General features: G+C 63.7%; 15 protein-coding genes. 8 read left to right on the forward strand and 7 right to left on the reverse strand.

Annotated features, from left to right (window positions below; genetic code table 11):
* Positions 1–186 precede the first annotated feature (186 nt).
* On the forward strand, positions 187–1,008 hold the full coding sequence (locus tag CJ178_RS03895; RefSeq protein WP_033234688.1) for an alpha/beta fold hydrolase: 822 nt from the start codon (positions 187–189) through the stop codon (positions 1,006–1,008).
* Positions 1,009–1,129: 121 nt separating this feature from the next.
* Here CJ178_RS03895 and murJ read toward each other — a convergent pair whose 3' ends face one another.
* Complete coding sequence (murJ, locus tag CJ178_RS03900; RefSeq protein WP_045067505.1) at positions 1,130–2,716, reverse strand: murein biosynthesis integral membrane protein MurJ; 1,587 nt, start codon at positions 2,714–2,716, stop codon at positions 1,130–1,132.
* 82 nt (positions 2,717–2,798) lie between these two features.
* Here murJ and CJ178_RS03905 point away from each other — a divergent pair, with 82 nt between their 5' ends.
* A complete protein-coding gene (locus CJ178_RS03905; protein WP_230590160.1) occupies positions 2,799–3,170 on the forward strand; it encodes a hypothetical protein in 372 nt (123 codons plus the stop codon).
* Positions 3,171–3,263: 93 nt separating this feature from the next.
* On the opposite strand, the gene CJ178_RS03910 is transcribed toward CJ178_RS03905, so the two are convergent.
* From CJ178_RS03910 to CJ178_RS03920, 3 genes are read right to left on the reverse strand one after another with little or no spacing between them, the layout of a single operon-like run.
* The gene (locus CJ178_RS03910; RefSeq protein ID WP_033234686.1) at positions 3,264–3,953 is read right to left on the reverse strand and encodes a TetR/AcrR family transcriptional regulator; all 690 of its coding nucleotides are present in this window, start codon (positions 3,951–3,953) and stop codon (positions 3,264–3,266) included.
* Positions 3,953–4,771, reverse strand: coding sequence for a Fic family protein (locus CJ178_RS03915; protein ID WP_033234685.1), 819 nt, complete (start codon positions 4,769–4,771; stop codon positions 3,953–3,955). Before CJ178_RS03915 ends, CJ178_RS03910 begins: the two co-directional genes overlap by 1 nt.
* On the reverse strand, positions 4,768–6,162 hold the full coding sequence (locus tag CJ178_RS03920) for a putative nucleotidyltransferase substrate binding domain-containing protein (protein ID WP_095886156.1): 1,395 nt from the start codon (positions 6,160–6,162) through the stop codon (positions 4,768–4,770). Before CJ178_RS03920 ends, CJ178_RS03915 begins: the two co-directional genes overlap by 4 nt.
* A 198-nt stretch (positions 6,163–6,360) precedes the next feature.
* Here CJ178_RS03920 and CJ178_RS03925 point away from each other — a divergent pair, with 198 nt between their 5' ends.
* The 5 genes from CJ178_RS03925 to atzF are packed head-to-tail and all read left to right on the forward strand — an operon-like array spanning position 6,361 to position 13,100.
* Positions 6,361–7,884 (forward strand): amino acid permease, encoded by a 1,524-nt coding sequence (locus tag CJ178_RS03925; protein ID WP_092808207.1) that lies wholly within the window; start codon positions 6,361–6,363, stop codon positions 7,882–7,884.
* Positions 7,881–8,768, forward strand: coding sequence for an urea amidolyase associated protein UAAP1 (locus CJ178_RS03930; RefSeq protein WP_257012992.1), 888 nt, complete (start codon positions 7,881–7,883; stop codon positions 8,766–8,768). The genes CJ178_RS03925 and CJ178_RS03930 overlap by 4 nt, the downstream gene beginning before the upstream one ends.
* On the forward strand, positions 8,765–9,418 hold the full coding sequence (locus CJ178_RS03935; RefSeq protein ID WP_033234682.1) for an urea amidolyase associated protein UAAP2: 654 nt from the start codon (positions 8,765–8,767) through the stop codon (positions 9,416–9,418). The genes CJ178_RS03930 and CJ178_RS03935 overlap by 4 nt, the downstream gene beginning before the upstream one ends.
* The gene (locus tag CJ178_RS03940) at positions 9,415–11,427 is read left to right on the forward strand and encodes a 5-oxoprolinase/urea amidolyase family protein (RefSeq protein WP_095886158.1); all 2,013 of its coding nucleotides are present in this window, start codon (positions 9,415–9,417) and stop codon (positions 11,425–11,427) included. Before CJ178_RS03935 ends, CJ178_RS03940 begins: the two co-directional genes overlap by 4 nt.
* Complete coding sequence (gene atzF, locus CJ178_RS03945; RefSeq protein WP_095886159.1) at positions 11,424–13,100, forward strand: allophanate hydrolase; 1,677 nt, start codon at positions 11,424–11,426, stop codon at positions 13,098–13,100. The genes CJ178_RS03940 and atzF overlap by 4 nt, the downstream gene beginning before the upstream one ends.
* A gap of 28 nt (positions 13,101–13,128) precedes the next feature.
* Here atzF and CJ178_RS03950 read toward each other — a convergent pair whose 3' ends face one another.
* Together CJ178_RS03950 and CJ178_RS03955 are read right to left on the reverse strand one after the other, a co-directional pair.
* Positions 13,129–13,557 carry a pyridoxamine 5'-phosphate oxidase family protein gene (locus tag CJ178_RS03950; RefSeq protein ID WP_095886160.1) on the reverse strand — a complete coding sequence of 143 codons (429 nt, stop codon included), beginning with the start codon at positions 13,555–13,557 and terminating at the stop codon, positions 13,129–13,131.
* A gap of 57 nt (positions 13,558–13,614) precedes the next feature.
* On the reverse strand, positions 13,615–14,913 hold the full coding sequence (locus CJ178_RS03955; protein ID WP_095886161.1) for a serine hydrolase domain-containing protein: 1,299 nt from the start codon (positions 14,911–14,913) through the stop codon (positions 13,615–13,617).
* A gap of 175 nt (positions 14,914–15,088) precedes the next feature.
* On the opposite strand from CJ178_RS03955, the gene CJ178_RS03960 reads away from it, so the two are divergent.
* Positions 15,089–15,910 carry an acyl-CoA thioesterase gene (locus tag CJ178_RS03960; RefSeq protein ID WP_033234679.1) on the forward strand — a complete coding sequence of 274 codons (822 nt, stop codon included), beginning with the start codon at positions 15,089–15,091 and terminating at the stop codon, positions 15,908–15,910.
* On the opposite strand, the gene CJ178_RS03965 is transcribed toward CJ178_RS03960, so the two are convergent.
* Positions 15,904–16,515, reverse strand: coding sequence for a hypothetical protein (locus tag CJ178_RS03965; protein WP_033234678.1), 612 nt, complete (start codon positions 16,513–16,515; stop codon positions 15,904–15,906). The two genes, CJ178_RS03960 and CJ178_RS03965, sit on opposite strands and share 7 nt — an antisense overlap.
* Positions 16,516–16,583: the final 68 nt, after the last annotated feature.

A 16,583-nucleotide genomic window follows, 5' to 3' on the forward strand; every position in this document is an offset into this window, starting at 1 on the left:
ACAATTTAGTCGTGCACATGAAGACCGGACGCTTGTAGATCACGTGGCGTTCGACATTTGTAGGAAAAGTTGTCGATCTTTGTCTCTAGTGTCGCCGGTGTGGGCATCCGTAGCGTCAGGGAGGTCGGACAGCCGGCACGTGCACGCTTTCAGATCTCCTTCCATAACACGAGAAAAGAGCCAAGGATGCCGTACATCACCACCTCTGACGGAACCGAGATCTACTACACGGAGCATGGCACCGGCCAACCCGTACTGCTGAGCCACGGGTGGCCACTGAGTTCCGACGCGTGGCAAGTCGAGCTCAAGTTGTTCGCGGACGCCGGGTACCGGGTCATTGCGCATGATCGTCGTGGCCACGGCCGCTCGTCGAAGACCTACACCGGCAACGACATGGACACGTACGCTCGCGACCTCGCCGAGCTCGTTGAAACCTTGGACCTGAAAGAGCTTGTAGTCGTGGGTCATTCGACGGGTGGCGGTGAAGTTGTACGGTACGCGGCGCAGCACGGAAAAGGCCGTGTGACAAAGGTGATCACCGCCGGTGCCGTCCCGCCGATCATGGTCAAATCGGACGAGAATCCCGAAGGCACGCCCATCGAGGCGTTCGACGGAATCCGCGCTGGTGTGCTGAAGGACCGGTCGCAGTTCTACAAGGATCTGAGCGAGTCGTTCTACGGCGCAAATCGTGACGGCGCTGAGGTCTCGCAGGGCGCGAAGGACGACTTCTGGCGACAGGGAATGTTGGTGAACCTTGCGGCAGCATACGACTGCGTCAAGGCATTCTCGGAGACGGATCAGACGGCGGACCTCCAGGCGATCGACGTACCGATGTTGATCGCGCACGGCGACGACGATCAGATCGTTCCCATCGCCGCTGCTGCCGAAAAGTCCGTCAAGCTCGTCAAGAACGGCACCCTCAAGGTGTACCCGGGAGCCCCGCACGGCATTTACGGCGCATATCAGGATGCCCTCGACCAGGATATTCTCGCGTTCATCAAGAGCTAGCGTCGTGCGTTGGTGGTCCCGCACAGTCAGACCCGAGCGGGACCACCTTTGCGCTGCCCGTCCGAGTCCCCGGCGGGTAGCGCCGTACCACGTCAGTTCGGTGGGTGCGGTGCCTGCTTTCTCAACGATTGAGCAGGGCCTTGGCGGTGCGGACTTCGGGGATGCCGATCTTTGTGGCTGTGACGAGGAATGTCGGTGCTCCGAGGACGAGTACGGCGACCAGTGATGCTGCTGCGGCCGTGCGAGGGTTGTCGATCAGTTGGTGTGAGGCCCAGACTGTCATGACGCAGACCCCGCCGGCGGCTATCGACGCCCATAGCACCTTCGAGAATGTTGCAAGCACTGTGTGGAAGCCGAGCAAGCCGTAGCGGTGACGCAACACGAAGTGCCCGCTGACGGCACCGACGACGTAGGACAGTGAACTTGCGACCGGCAGCATCACCACGATCACCTGGTTTGGTAGACATGCGAGAGCGAGTGTAACGACGGAGACCTTTGTGACCACCATTGCGGCGTTGATCAAGGCTGGCGTGCGCATGTCATTGCCGGCGTAGAAGACCCGCAGTTGCAGCATGACCAACGCGAACGGCGGAAGCCCGAATGCCGACAGTGCCAGCGCCACACCGATAGTGCGAGCGGCATCGACATCGACGCGTCCGACGAACATTACCGTGGTCAGTATCGGCCCGAGAAGGGTCATCGCGACCGCGGCGGGGACGAGCGCAACAACCGAGTACCGGGCAGCGCGGCCCATGTCGGTGACCAGAGCGTCACGGTCCCCGAGCGCCACCGCGCGGGAGATGCGCGGCATGAGCACGGTCAGCAGGGACACCCCGAGGATGCCGTACGGCACCTGGAACAGCAGGTCGGCGTACGTATAGGTCGAGACTCCGCCATGGCTGAATGCAACTCTGAGCACGAACGTGACGCCTGCCTGACTGATCGCGACATACAGCAGCACCCAGCCGAGCAGCCTTGCCCCGACGCGGACCGGGCGCCACGTGTACGGCACCGGGCGTACCCGCCAACTCCACCGGAATCCGGTACGACGCAACGCGGTCACCGTCCACACAGCCTGTCCCACGATGCCGATCGTTGTCCCGATGCCTAAGACGAGAACCTGTGCGGTGGTCATCGTCGACGGCAGCAACGTCACAGGTCCCGGTATCGCAGCGAACACCACGACCATCGCGAGCACGATCACGTTGTTGACCACCGACGCCCAGGCCGCCGGCGCATAGCTTTCGCGGATATTCAGCACGGCTGTCGCGGTCGCTGCGATCGCGTAGAAGAAGATCTCGGGCAACAGCAAGTACGCCAGCGCGGTTGTCAGCTGTGTCTGTTCGGTATCCGACACCAAGGCGGCGACGAGGAACGGGGCGCACGCCACCGCTATGGCGGTGATGACAGCGGCGCCGAGAATCGTCGCCAGCAGCAGGCGTTGGGTGAAAACCCGCGAATAGGTTCTCCCGCGGAGTCGTGCCCTTGCCAGAACAGGGATCAGGACGCTGCTCATCACGCCGCCGAGGAGCAGTTCGTACACCATGTTCGGCATGCTGTTCGCGCCGTTGTAGGCGTCACCGACCACAGCAGTGCCTAGCACCGCGGCCAAGGCAAGGGTGCGGATAAAGCCGGTTGCGCGACTTGCTGCGGTCGCCACCGCGACCGCACCGGTTGTACGCGCGAATCCGTTTTGAGAAACCGCCATTCGACCATCGTGCCCTAACGTCGCTCATCGAGGAGGCTGTGCAAGCGCGGCACTGTCGACGAGCCGTAGGTAGGGTGTGCCGGTGATCATCGCCGTCGAAGGGCCTAGTGCCGCAGGTAAGACCACGTGGTGCCGAGCCAGTCGCAGGCGGTTCGTCGCTGAATACAGCCCGACGGGTCAGGATCCGGACGGATCCGACGCTATGGAACAGGCGGCATACTGGGCGCGGGTGAATGCACACCGTTGGATGCAAGCGTTAGCGCTCGAGGATGCGAGTAGTGACGCGATATGCGACAGCGATCCGCTGAAACTGCACTACAGCTGGTATCTGGCCGCTGTGGGGGTGGAACCGATTACCCGATTCGAGCACGAGTTCGCCGCAGTTCGGCAGATGTTTGCACAGCGTCGACTCGGATTCGCAAATTGGCCGGGTCATTCACGGTTTCCCCACTGAGGGTGACATCGTCACGCCGGCACAACCGCGCCCGAATCGTTACGACCTGAACTTGCTCGACAGATTGCTCGACGAACTTCCCACAGTGGCGCACTAACGTTGTCCGCCTGAGTACTCGTCAAGAAGTGCCGTTGTACGAGAAGCAAGTTCGGTGGTCGACCCTGTCCACCCCAGGATCCGGATCGAGGCATCAGCGATCACCTCCGGCGAAGGTGAGGCACTGGAACCTTCCGCTTCAGCGTCCGACCTTGTGTTGATCACGGTCTCGACGAGACGGAATGGTAGTTGCGCGATCTGGAGATCGACTTCGCGGTCAGGATTGATCTGGACCAGCGCGTCACGGGCGAATGCGGTGTACAGATCCATGAGTGTTCCGCGTTGAGCTCGGAACGGTTCGAATCGTTCGGTCCGTAGCTCCGGTAGCAGGTAGAGGGCACCAAGGTTCCATCGCGAGTTTGCGAGTTGCTGCGCGTCGAACCAGGTCAGGGCGTACATACGCACTGCGGCGGATTCCGGGCTCTCGCGCATGTCTTCCGCAAAAGCCAAGGGGGAGGTGACTGTCCCGACAAGCAGCGCGGTCAGCAGGTCGTCCTTGTTTGCGAAGTGGTGGTAAAGCGACGCCTGCCGGATGCCCACCGCATCGGCGATCATTCGGGTCGACGTACTGGTGAAGCCTCCGGTAGTGAACAACTCGGCCGCGGCATCGAGAATCTCGTCGCGTGCCGTTGCTCCGGGACGCTTGCGTGTCGACAGCCGTGGGCGGCCGGCTCCGGTTGTGGTCATCACACCATCCTTCCATCACTGCGGTCTACGAGTGCGCGCCGCAACACGGGAATCATGGGTCGCGGCGACGGTGCGCCGGTGCGGCGAAAGGGAGACGAATCACGAGAGGCGGCAACCCATTCCGCCGCATCGATACCCGACAGGTCGAGGAGGAACCCGGTCGAGCTTACGAGTTGGTGCAGGAGCAGGGTGCCGGTACGGCCGTTTCCTTCGCGAAACGGGTGCGCGTGGTTGTAGGTGACATAAACAGTGGCCAGTGCGTACGCCAGGCGTCCGCGGTCCGCGCGGTGCCAGTCCGTCGCGGCAATCGCGATCTCGACTTCACGCAGATAACGGCCGATCGTCCCGACCGGCGCGAAACCGTCCCCGTTCTTGGTGATGTCGACGATGCGTTGCTGCCCCGCCCATCCGAACACGTCACCGAACACACGCCCGTGCAACCCGAAGATGTACTCGGCGTCCACCTGGCGCGGAGTCGGCGCTTGTTGCAGATGCGCTTGGAGCAGGCGGGCTGCGGTCGCGGCGTACTCGACGTCCCGAAGCTGGGTCTGGTCTCTGAATCCGAAGTTGTTGCGCAGCACAGAAGTCCCGGTGACCAGGTACGGACGAGGTAGCGCCAGTCGTAACCTCCGACGCGGGACCGCGCGCATGGACGCGGCACTACGGTGGCGTTCGATGTAGTCCTCGTAGGTGAACGTGCCGACGGCCAGCGCGTCCAGATCGGTGAGGTCGTCGCCAGTGGGCTGCCATCCCTCGAGTCGCTCGGCCGCCACGGTCTGAAGGACCGCGTGACGCTGAGCGGCGGTCAATTCCGTCATGCCGGCGGCCCCGTGTATGCGAGTTTCCTTTGTATCCCTGCGATCTCGCGGACGGCGCTCGCGAGCAGACTCCGGTACAGGGGCGTCAGCGAGTCCAGTGCCAGGACGTCGGTCGGGGTCTCGCCTCGCTCGATCTGCTCGCACTGATGCCGTAGCCGGATCTGAGCCAGCACGTCGAACGACTCGGCGAGCATCGTCGCGTCGTCGTCGGCCAGAATTCCCGAGTTCGCTGCCGTTCGCAGTCGCACGATGGTTGACGAATCCGCGCAGCCTGCGGCGAGCCCAGCCCACCGCGCGATGTTCACGATCGGCATCACGCCTTGTGCCTTGATGTCGACGGAATCGGTGCGGCGGGTGAGACGCTCGCGCAGTGAATGCATCCGCGCCTTACCTTCGACTGCTTCCTTGAGCAGCAGTCGAAGCGCGTCGGGATCGAGTCGCTCGGATACGACGGGGGACAGAGCAAGTCGGTTGTCGCCGATCGCGATGCGACTGTCGGCGAGCAGTGACACCATGACGATGCCCTGATCGGCATAAGGATCGGCGAGCCAGCCGTCCAGTCCCCGCAGCCAGTCGGATTCGGAACGCGCGAACCGCGGGCTCGACGCTACCGCCCCGTTGGCGTCCGAGGGGAGTCCGCAGCGCTCCAGTAATCCGTGCACCCGCTTTCCGTACGCGGTTTCGCGGACCTGCTGTTCGGGACTGTCGTCGTTCGCCCAGATCAGGGCACTGTCCACGTCGGAGCTTGGCATGGCCTCGCGGCGGGCGATGCTGCCGAGTGAGAGCCAGGTCGAACCGGGAGGGCCTTCGGCGAGCAAGCTCGCGGCTCGGGTGACGGCGGCGTCCATGAGTACCGACGCGATGGCGCTGACGTCGAGCGCCGCCACACGCGCTCGCCAGAGTCCCACTGCAAGCTCCGGTATCCGTGCTGTCGCAGCCACGAGCTCGTCGGCGTCGGCGGCCTGAGAAATTTTGCTGCGCACCAGAAATCCGCTCCGAGTTGCGGTGGCGAACAGATCCGCGTCCTCGACCACACCAAGAATGTCGCCGCGAGCGGACAGTACCGGCAGGTGCCGCACGCCGCGTTCGAGCATGTCGAGCAGCACGTCCGCGCCGAGCAGGTCAGCGTTGGCCGTGTGTACGGGAGTGGTCATCACCTCGGAAACGGGGGTGGTGGTGCCCAGTCCGGCCGCGACAATCCTCCGACGGAGGTCTCCGTCGGTGAAGATGCCCAGCGCATTCTCACGCAGGGGGATAAGTACGTACCGTCGGCCGGCTGCAGTCATGGCGCGGGCAGCGTCTGCGGCGCTTGTCTCAGGCGCGCAGGTCAACGCAGGACCACGCAACAACTCGCCTACCGGGAGCATCGATGGATCGCGGACGACATTCATGGCCTTTATCTAATGCTGTGCCGCTCTGTCGGGTGTCACCGACTACCAGCGTGAGGGTTCGGAAACGTTTCGGTAACCGATGTCATCGACTCGCAACGCAATCGCTACACAGCGAAACATGAGAGACACCAGTAGGGAACGGGAGCGCAGAAAACTGTCAACTGACAGGAATACAGCCCCCAGGCCCCAGGAGAATCAATGACGATCGCGGCACCTAAGCCCAGCGACGACAACGACCTCGCCGAGTTCGGCTACGAGCAGCAACTGCACCGCTCGCTCGGCAAGTTCGCCTCGTTTGCGGCCGGCTTCTCGTTCGTCTCCATCCTGACCACGATCTTCCAGTTGTTCGGACTCGGCTTCAGCTTTGCCGGACCGGCATTCTTCTGGACGTGGCCCTGTGTGTTCCTGGGCCAGTTCATGGTGGCGCTGAGCTTTGCCGAACTTGCTGCGCGGTATCCGATCTCAGGCGCCATCTACCAGTGGTCCCGGCGGATGGGCGGCGAGATCATCGGGTGGTTTGCCGGTTGGTTCATGATCATCGCGCAGATCGTTACCGCCTCTGCGGCGGCGATCGCCCTGCAGGTGGTGTTGCCAAACGTGTGGAGCGGATTTCAGATCGTCGGCGAGGACAGCTCGCTGACATCGTCGAGTGGCGCGACCAACGCGGTACTGCTCGGTTCGGTGCTGTTGGTGCTCACGACAACGATCAATTGCGTTGGCGTGAACTGGATGTCGCGCATCAACAATATCGGCGTGACCTGCGAGATCATCGGCGTCATTGCGGTGATCGGCATGTTCTTCACCCACGCCCAGCGTGGCCCGCAGGTGGTATTCGACACCGGCGCCGCAGGCAGCGAGCCCGGCTACATCTGGGCCTGGATCGTCTCGGGATTGATGGCCGCGTACGTCATGGTCGGCTTCGGCTCGGCAGGCGAACTCGCCGAGGAGACCCGCAATCCGCGTCGCGTCGCACCGCGCACCATTCGGTTGGCACTGTCGGTGTCTGCTCTTGGTGGTGGCCTGATGATCGTCGGCGCGCTGATGGCAGCGCCGAGCCTCACCGACGGTCGGCTCGCCACCGAAGGCTTGCCGTACGTGCTCGGCGCAATCCTGAGCTCCCCGTGGGGCACCCTGCTGCTGATCGACGTCGCTATCGCGGTATTCGTCTGTACCCTCGCGATTCAGACCGCCGCGTCCCGGTTGATGTTCTCCATGGCCCGCGACGGCCGCCTGCCCGCATCGAAGACCCTCTCGAAGGTCAACGCCCGCACCGGAACTCCCATCGCGCCGTCCGTCCTGATCGGTATCGCCTGCATCCTGGTGCTCGCGGTCAACGTCGGGAACTCGGCAATCTTCACGACACTGTCGAGTGTGTGCATCGTGCTGATCTACCTTGCCTACCTGATGGTCACCGTTCCGCTGCTGCGTCGCCGGTTGCAAGGCTGGCCGCACGGAGATGTCCAGTACGACTCCGAAGGCCGAAAGCTGTTCTCACTGGGCGTCTTCGGAGTCCCGGTCAACATCGCGGCGGTGCTGTACGGAGCCGCAATGGTGATCAACCTGTCCTGGCCACGCGCCGAAATCTTCAACCCGTCCGGTGACATGCCGATCCTGCAATGGGCCGCCCCGATCACCGTCGTTGCCGTCGTCCTGGTGGGCGCTCTCTGCTACCCGCGCGGCAAAACCGTTCCGAACCCCGTCACGATTGGAGCTACGAAGTGACCACGACCGACACTGCCACCGACACCACAACAGCCGCCCGCGAACACGCCCGCTCGCAGGCCGGTGCGATCACCGACTCGATGCCCGTCCTTCCCGCCTCCGATTGGCCCACGCCTCCGGCCGGTATCGACGCTGACCGGCTCACCTGGGCTGAGTCCGTGCCCGGCGGCCGCTACACCTCGAAGGTGCTGGCCCGCGGCACGCGGCTCCGATTGCGTGACATCGCCGGCAGTGCCTGCGCGAACCTGCTGCTGTACCGGGCTGACGCTCCGCACGAGCGGCTCAACATCGCCGATACCGTCAAGGTTCCGTGGCAGGCGTACCTGAGGGTGGGGCATCCGCTGCTCTCCGACCAGGGACGGGTGCTGGCCACCGTTGTGGCCGATACCTCCGGTCACCACGACGCGTTTTGCGGAACCACTTCACTGGCTACGAACACAGCCAAGTACGGCGAAGGATCCGTCCATTCGGGTGCGCCCGCGGGCCGGGAACTGCTGACACTGGCTGCGGCCAAACACGGTCTGACCGCGCGTGACCTGCCGCCGGTGCTGTCCCTGTTCCACGGAGTGCGCGTCGAGTCCGACGGCGGACTCACCAGCACCGGAAATGCCGGCGCCGGAACAGAGCTGGAGCTGCTGATTCATCTCCCGGTGATCGTGCTGATCGCCAATACCGCACACCCGCTTGACCCGGCCACCACGTTCGGCACCACATCCCTCGAGGTAGTGGCATGGACGGCACCCGAGGATCTGGAGGCTCTGCCGAACAACGATCCCGAGTACCGCCGCGCAGTCCTCAACACCGAGGACGCCTGGAACGCCGCCAAGCCCGTCAATGAAGCACAGCACGTCAATGCAGCACAGCTCGGAAGGGACGCCAAATGACCACCGCCGTAGACACTCCCGCTCTTGTCCCCGGAGCCGTGATCCTCGATGACACTGTCGGCGCCCGCGGACCCTGGTCCGCGATCGTGCGGGCCGGTGACGTCCTGACCATCGTCGACCTGCACGGCAATCAAGCCGTCGACTCCCTCTTCTATGCTGCCGATGATCACGCTGTTCGGTACTCGGCCGCCGCAACTGTTGCAGCTCAGCGCAATCTGTTTCTCACTACAGGGTCCGTGCTTCGCGCCGACGACGGAACAGCTCTGATGACGCTTGTCGGTGACGAGGTCGGCAACCATGACACCGTCGGTGGCGCGTGCTCGCAGGAGTCGAACACCCTGCGCTACGGCCACCACACCAAGCATCAGCACGCGTGTGTCGAGAACTTCCTGATCGAGGGAGCCAAGTGGGGCCTTGGTAAACGAGACTTGGTCTCCAACATCAATTTCTTCATGAACGTACCGGTCGACGCGGACGGCACACTCGGCATTGTCGACGGGCTCTCCGCGCCGGGTAAGCGCCTCGCCCTGCGCGCTGAGATCGACACGCTTGTACTCGTATCGAACTGCCCGCAGATCAACAACCCCTGCAACGGTTTCGACCCCACAGAGGTACGGATGATCGTGACCCGTCCGGAGGAAGAGCGATGACCGAGATCACCGTTCAGCGCCCCGGTATGTTGAGCACCGTCCAGGACTGGCCAGGCCGCGTCGGCTACTGGCAGATCGGTGTTCCCCCGTCAGGCCCGATGGACGACCTGTCTTTCAGGCTCGGCAACGAAGCACTCGGGAACGAACCGGGAGCCGCCGGGCTCGAATGCACGATGGCCGGACCAGCACTGCGATTCGCCGAGGCCACCGTCGTGTGTGTCACCGGCGCACCTGCCACTGTCCGAGTGAACGGACTGCAGGTCCGGGCCTGGGCGCCGGTGCAGGTTCCCGCCGGCGGTGTCCTCGACGTCGGGGCGACAACAGGTCCGGGACTGCGGATCTACGTGCTGGTCCGCGGCGGGATCGACGTGCCCGACTACCTGGGCAGCGGTGCGACGTTCACGCTCGGCAAGTTCGGCGGTCACGAGGGGCGGACGCTGCGCGAGGGCGACGTGTTGAGCTGCGGAGCGGGGCCATGCAACCCCGATGCCGCCCAACCAGTTCCGATGGAACATCTACCGGTGATCGGTGGCCGCTGGGAGATCGCCGTTACCGAGGGTCCACACGGTGCACCGGAGTTCTTCACCCGCAACGATATCGACACGCTGTACGCCACCGACTACGAGGTGCACTTCAACTCCGATCGCACGGGCGTCCGGTTGATCGGCCCGCAGCCTGACTGGGCGCGCAACGACGGCGGCGAGGCCGGACTGCACCCCTCGAACATTCACGACAACGCCTATTCGGTTGGCGCACTGGACTTCACCGGTGACACCCCCATCCTGCTCGGGCCGGACGGTCCGAGTCTCGGTGGATTTGTCTGCCCGGTTACCGTCGTATCCGCGGAACGGTGGAAGCTCGGCCAACTGAGCCCCGGCGATACGGTTCGATTTGTGCCGATCCGCGCCGATCGCGCCGCATCGAAAGGTCAACTGGGCCTGAGTCGGCGCGCGAGCCTGCCGGCAGTGTTCAGCGACGGCGGCGACGGGGACGACGGAGTGATCGCCCGCCGCGACGGCAAGACTGCGGTGACGTATCGCCGCTCGGGCGACGACAACGTTCTTGTCGAATACGGGGACATGACGCTCGACCTCGCGCTCCGGGCGCGGGCGCACGCGCTGCATCAGCGTCTCGAGGCAGAGAAGCCTGCCGGGCTACTCGATCTCACGCCCGGCATCCGGTCGCTGCAGGTGCGCGTCGACCCCGACGTGCTGCCCGTGTCGAAGCTGATGGGTTTGCTCGCCGAGGCTGAGGAACAGATCCCGGATTCGTCCGAACTCGTGGTTCCCAGCCGATCGGTGCGGATGCCCTTGTCCTGGGACGACCCGTCCACCCGCGAGGCGATCAAGCGGTACATGCACGGTGTTCGTGCCGATGCGCCGTGGTGCCCGTGGAACATCGAGTTCATTCGGCGCATGAACGGGCTGGATTCGGTCGCTGACGTCTTCGACACGGTCTTCGACGCCGAGTACCTCGTCCTTGGACTCGGCGACGTCTATCTCGGTGCGCCGGTTGCCACTCCGCTCGACCCGCGACACAGGTTGGTCACCACCAAGTACAACCCGGCACGTACCTGGACGCCGGAGAACGCGGTCGGTATCGGCGGAGCGTACCTGTGCATTTACGGCATGGAGGGGCCAGGCGGCTACCAGTTCGTGGGACGCACCACCCAGGTGTGGAATCACCGTTATCCCGAGAAGTCCGGACCGTTCGAGGACGGTACGCCCTGGTTGCTACGGTTCTTCGACCGGATCTCCTGGTATCCCGTCGAGCCGGACGAGTTGCTCGAACTGCGCGCCGAGACGGCGGCAGGTGGGCCCGGCGGCGTGCAGATCACCGACGGCAGTTTCTCCCTCGCCGAACACGAGCAGTTCCTGACCGACAATGCGGACTCCATTGCGGCATTCCGTGCAACCCAGGCCGTCGCGTTCGGCGCCGAGCGGGACGCGTGGTCAGCTGCGGGTGAGTTTGCCCGCACCACAACAACAGTCAAGGAGGTAGCCGCGTGAGCGCGACCGAGCGGGTATCGGCGGCATATCGGTCGATCGACAGCGTCGACCGGCCGGAGATCTGGATACACCTGCGCCCCGAGGTCGACGCGATGGCCGAGGCCGCGCGCGTCGATGCCTCCACCGCTGACCTGCCGCTACGAGGTCTGGTGCTCGCAGTCAAGGACAACGTCGACGTGGCAGGCTTACCCACCACCGCCGGATGTCCCGAGTTCGCCTACACACCCGCGGTCGACGCGGCCGCCGTTGCGGCTCTGCGTGCGGCGGGCGCAGTAGTGCTGGGTAAGACGAACCTCGACCAGTTCGCCACCGGACTGGTCGGCACACGCAGCCCCCACGGCGCTGTACGCGACTCGCGTCGGCCGGAGTACATCTCGGGTGGCTCGAGTTCTGGATCCGCGGTAGCTGTTGCGCTCGGGTTGGTCGACATCGCGATCGGTACCGACACCGCAGGATCCGGCCGTGTTCCAGCAGGTCTGCAGGGCATTGTCGGCATCAAGCCGACCGTCGGGATCATCTCGACCGAGGGAGTGGTCCCGGCATGCAGTTCCTACGATTGCGTGACCATTTTCGCCGCGGATCTGGCCGGCGCCGAGTCTGCGATGGCCGTGATGGCATCAGGCGCACGGGGCGGCCAGTGGCCGAGCGACGTCCGGTTGGCCGCGCCGCCGCGGCCACGCGTCGCAGTTCCAGCTGTGTTGCCCGGACTCGACGAGCAGTGGGCGGCAGCGTTCGGAGCAGCTGTCGGACGGCTGCGGGCTGCGGGTGCCGAGGTAGTCGAGATTGACCTGACGCTTTTCCTCGACGCCGCGAAGCTGCTGTACGACGGTGCGCTTGTCGCTGAAAGATATGCGGCGGTAGGCGAATTCGTCGACGCGCACGCCGATGCGGTGGACCCGACGGTACGTTCGATCATTGCGCCGGCCGGAGTCATACCGGCACATCGACTACTCGCGGACCGGGAATTGTTGGCGCAGTTGCGGAACCGGGCGATGAAGGAGCTCGACGGACTCGATGCCCTCATGGTGCCGACGGCCCCGGAACATCCGACGATCGCCGACGTTGCGGGCGATCCGATCGGCGTGAACTCCCGTATGGGCACGTACACCAACTTCTGCAATCTCTTCGACCTGTCAGCTGTCGCGGTTCCAGCTGGTAGGGCAGGCGATGCGCAGTTCGGGGTGACGGTGCTGGCGCGTGCGTTCGAGGACGGCGTCGCTGCTGACATCGCGGCGATGGTGAATGGCGACCAGGCAACCGGATGGACTTCAGCGCCCGCGGACACGGTCGAGCTGGCAGTATTCGGCGCTCACCTGCGCGGTCAGCCGCTCGAGCATCAGCTGACCGGGCTCGGTGCCCGCTGGTGTGGGCCGGTAGCCACCGCTCCGCGCTACCGACTCAGCGCGCTGGACACCACGCCACCTAAACCAGGATTGATCCGGGTGAGCGAGGGCGGCGTGTCGATTGTGGGGGAGCGCTGGCAACTCACTCCCGCCGCACTCGGCACATTTCTCGCGGCACTGCCGACGCCGATGATGCTCGGATCGGTCGAATTCGACGACGGCAGTTGGGGAACCGGGTTCGGCTGTGACCAGGAGGCAGCGTCCACGGGCAAAGACATCAGCGAGTACGGAGGCTGGCAGGCTGCGCTGTCGGCCGGGGCGGTGGGCTGACCTGGATAGTGGTGCGTTTCGATTGCGCTCAGTTCTGGTTGTGATCGAATTTCACGGCGCGGCCGGTAATTTCGGATGCGGTGATCTCGACAACGTTGTACTTGGGCGTCGGAATCCAGGACCGCAACCCCAATTCGTCGATCTTGGCGGTTTCGGTGAACGACGTGATGACACGCGCGGTTCCGCGTACTACGACGCTCCATCCCTGTTCTGGGCCAACGTGATCGGCTTCGAACAGAACGCGATCGTTGATGGTCAGTTCGACGAGTTTGGCTCCCTCCGCGGTGCGGAAGTAGATGTGGTTGTCATCGACCACGTAATTGACCGGGAAAATGTCCACGTGTCCGGAAGCTCCGACCACAATCCGGCCCAATGTGGCTTGGCTCAGCAGCTTCCAGCTTTCTTCGGCTGCGAGTACGGCGACTGGTGAGTTCGAGGAGAGATCGTTGGCGGTCATGTCTTATTTTCTCACGCGAGAGGGGACTAATCGGGCGAGTTGGACGAAGATCACTAGTCAGCGGGTCGGTGTTGGCGCCGCGGGTACCGCCGCGGGGTCACCGCCGGGTACGCCGCCCCCGCCGTAGAAGGTGGGAATGATGCCCTTGGCCAGAACCAGCGCCGATCCCTCACCGCTCGGTACCGTCGCCAGGTTGGTGGCGATCACAATGGTGAGGTCGGTGTTCGGGTCGTGGGCCATGAACGACATGAATCCGGGAATCTGGCCGTCGTGGCCGATCAGGGCAGGTCCGAAGCGTGCGATGCCCAAACCGTAGCCGGCGGCCGAGGGATTGCTCGGATCAGTGGGTTGAATGCTGTCGAGGCGAATCTTCTGCATGTCGTCATTCAGCAACCCGCCGCCGACAAGGGCTTTGACGTAGGTAGCCAGATCTCCGACCGTCGAAATTGCGCCGCCCGCCGTCCACGTCCAGGACGGGTTGGCATCGGTCTCGTTGTTCGGCTTCAAGGTGCCGGCCAGCGCTGCGCTCAGTTCTGGTTCAGGGAGGGCGAAGGTGTCGATCGTGGAGACATTGGTGCCGAAGGAATAGCCCTGTGGATGGGGGTCGGGGATCGAGGAATCGGTTGCGTCCGGCAAGGAGGTGTGTGTCAACCCGAGGGGTTCGTAGATGCGCTCCTGGAATGCTTGTGCCGCAGTCATATCGGTGAGCTTTTCGATGAGCAGGCCGAGCAACACGATGTTGGTATTGCTGTACTCGAACTTCTCGCCCGGAGCAAAATCGACGGGGTGGGAGAACGCGATGGCCAGCAATTCCTCCGGTGTCCACGCCTTCTGCGGGTCGTTGTCGAGCGTCGCGTTGAATTGTGGGTCGAAGGAATAGCTGTACAGCCCGCTGTGCATGTCGGATAGCTGCGCAATGGTGATCGTATCGCCGTTGGGCACCCCGTCGATGTATTTACCGATGGGATCGTCCAGGCTGAGCTTTCCTTCCTGCACCAACTGGAGAATGACCGTCGACGTCATGGTCTTGGTATTGCTTCCGACGCGGAAATAGTCGTCCAGTGACATGGGTTTGTCCTCGCCGATGACCTGTGTGCCGAATGTCGCGGTCCAGTCGCCTTGCGTCGGCGACGAGATCAGCACCACTGCGCCGGGAATGACGTTGTCTTTCATCAGTTTCTCGATGGTCGGCTGCAAGGTTGCCGCGTACGCCGGTGCCGGGGCATTGTTTGACGACGTGACCTGAGTCTGCGACACGTCAGTGGAATCGCTCTCCTCCGACGAGGTGCCGCACCCGGTCAGGGCGACGAGACTCATCGTCAAAGCGACGGCTGCTGTTGTGCTGTGACGGCGCATGGGTTCTCCCGGTCTGCGATCGCGAATTCAGCTGTAACTTGAATCGTAAAGAACGACCGTGTCCGTTTTAGGTGTTTCGCGTGTCTGCGCTGGTTGAATTCGCTGAATTTGTCCACCATCAGGCATTGTGTGACTGTCGGTGAGAATTCGGCGGATGCGGAGAACGGGAGTAGCGATGGCGACGATCGAAGAAATTCTGGAACTGGAACGCCTCGAACGCGACATTTTCCGAGGGATAATTGCGGAGACCACGCTGCCCCGAACATTCGGTGGGCAAGTGGCAGGTCAGGCACTTGTCTCGGCCGTGCGTACCGTTGATCCGGAATTCTTGGTTCATTCCCTGCACGGATATTTTCTCCGACCCGGAAACCCGAAGGAGCCCACTGTCTTTCTGGTCGACCGCGTGCGCGATGGCCGATCTTTTGCCACACGACGGGTGACAGGAATCCAAGACGGGCAGGCGATCTTCACGATGTCGGCGTCGTTCCACGTTCAAGACGAGGGCATCGAGCACCAGGACGAGATGCCGCCTGTGCCCGACCCTGAGACGCTGGGCCTGGCCACCGACTCCGACGACGGCGAGACCGCGTGGCTGGCTCGCGAATGGGCAGACTGGGACCTACGGCTCGTCCCACAAGCTGATATCAGCAAGCGTCCAGGCGCCGCGGCTCAGCAGCAAGTGTGGTTCCGCTCGCGGGAGGCACTACCGGATGACCCGGTCTTCCACGTGTGTGCCCTCGCGTACATGAGCGACATGACCTTGCTGGGATCCTCTCGTATCCCGCACAAGGACACACCAATGCAGGCCGCATCGCTCGATCACGCAATGTGGTTCCTGCGCCCGTTTCGGGCGGACGAGTGGTTGTTGTACGACCAGACCTCGCCGTCGGCCGGGTTCGGTCGCGCGCTGACTCAGGGACGGATTTTCGACCGGCGCGGAAACATGGTCGCCGCGGTGGTTCAGGAAGGTTTGACGCGTCACCTTCGTACTCAGTAGACGCGAACGGCAGGTCGAGCGGGGTGGTCGTAACGCACGTCCAGATCGATCCGGTCGGTCACACCATCCTGATGCTCGAGTAGCGGGTCGACGGTCCACAGCTGTGCAGGCGGTGTGTGCCGCCGGATCGCCGCCTCGGACATGTTCAATCGGACGGTGACGTCGAAGTCGAGACCGCGGCCAAGCAGCATCGGTCCGGCGACAATGATCACCGTTCGCTCGTGAACGGTTCGGCGGGATGAGCGTGCCGACCGGTCTGCTGTCTCGTCCCACAGTTGGGGAAGCCACGTACGACGCGCCCGCGCCGCCGTCACGACTTCACGGTCCAGAGCGTCGTAGTCGAACCACATCGTTCGATAGCTCAGCGGATCTTCGTGCCCGAACTCGAGCCGCAACGACGCCGGCCGCACGTAGTCGTGAAGAGAGACAACAGCACTCGGACGTTGCCGCGCCTGCGCGGCAACACCGATCAACTCGGCTAGTTCGACCGGCCGAGCGCAATCAGCACCGTCCAGCGCCACCACCGCAACTGTCGGGTGTGATTCACACAGCGATACAACCTGTTCGGCCAGTGCCTGCGGGGTCGAGGGGATGAAGGCGTTCACACCACCATGGTGCCGTGTGCGGGCGGCGAACCGATAATGTGAACCCGTTGCCCGCCGGCGCTGTCGGC

This window comes from Rhodococcus sp. ACPA4 (assembly GCF_002300185.1).
Taxonomy (GTDB): Bacteria; Actinomycetota; Actinomycetes; order Mycobacteriales; family Mycobacteriaceae; genus Rhodococcus_F; species Rhodococcus_F globerula.

What these genes read in the sequence shown, in the direction of transcription:
- CJ178_RS03895 (WP_033234688.1), top strand. Translation starts at nt 187, where the DNA reads ATGCCGTACATCACCACCTCTGACGGAACCGAGATCTACTACACGGAG.
- murJ (WP_045067505.1), bottom strand. Translation starts at nt 2,716, where the DNA reads ATGGCGGTTTCTCAAAACGGATTCGCGCGTACAACCGGTGCGGTCGCG.
- CJ178_RS03910 (WP_033234686.1), bottom strand. Translation starts at nt 3,953, where the DNA reads ATGACCACAACCGGAGCCGGCCGCCCACGGCTGTCGACACGCAAGCGT.
- CJ178_RS03915 (WP_033234685.1), bottom strand. Translation starts at nt 4,771, where the DNA reads ATGACGGAATTGACCGCCGCTCAGCGTCACGCGGTCCTTCAGACCGTG.
- CJ178_RS03920 (WP_095886156.1), bottom strand. Translation starts at nt 6,162, where the DNA reads ATGAATGTCGTCCGCGATCCATCGATGCTCCCGGTAGGCGAGTTGTTG.
- CJ178_RS03925 (WP_092808207.1), top strand. Translation starts at nt 6,361, where the DNA reads ATGACGATCGCGGCACCTAAGCCCAGCGACGACAACGACCTCGCCGAG.
- CJ178_RS03935 (WP_033234682.1), top strand. Translation starts at nt 8,765, where the DNA reads ATGACCACCGCCGTAGACACTCCCGCTCTTGTCCCCGGAGCCGTGATC.
- CJ178_RS03940 (WP_095886158.1), top strand. Translation starts at nt 9,415, where the DNA reads ATGACCGAGATCACCGTTCAGCGCCCCGGTATGTTGAGCACCGTCCAG.
- CJ178_RS03950 (WP_095886160.1), bottom strand. Translation starts at nt 13,557, where the DNA reads ATGACCGCCAACGATCTCTCCTCGAACTCACCAGTCGCCGTACTCGCA.
- CJ178_RS03955 (WP_095886161.1), bottom strand. Translation starts at nt 14,913, where the DNA reads ATGCGCCGTCACAGCACAACAGCAGCCGTCGCTTTGACGATGAGTCTC.
- CJ178_RS03960 (WP_033234679.1), top strand. Translation starts at nt 15,089, where the DNA reads ATGGCGACGATCGAAGAAATTCTGGAACTGGAACGCCTCGAACGCGAC.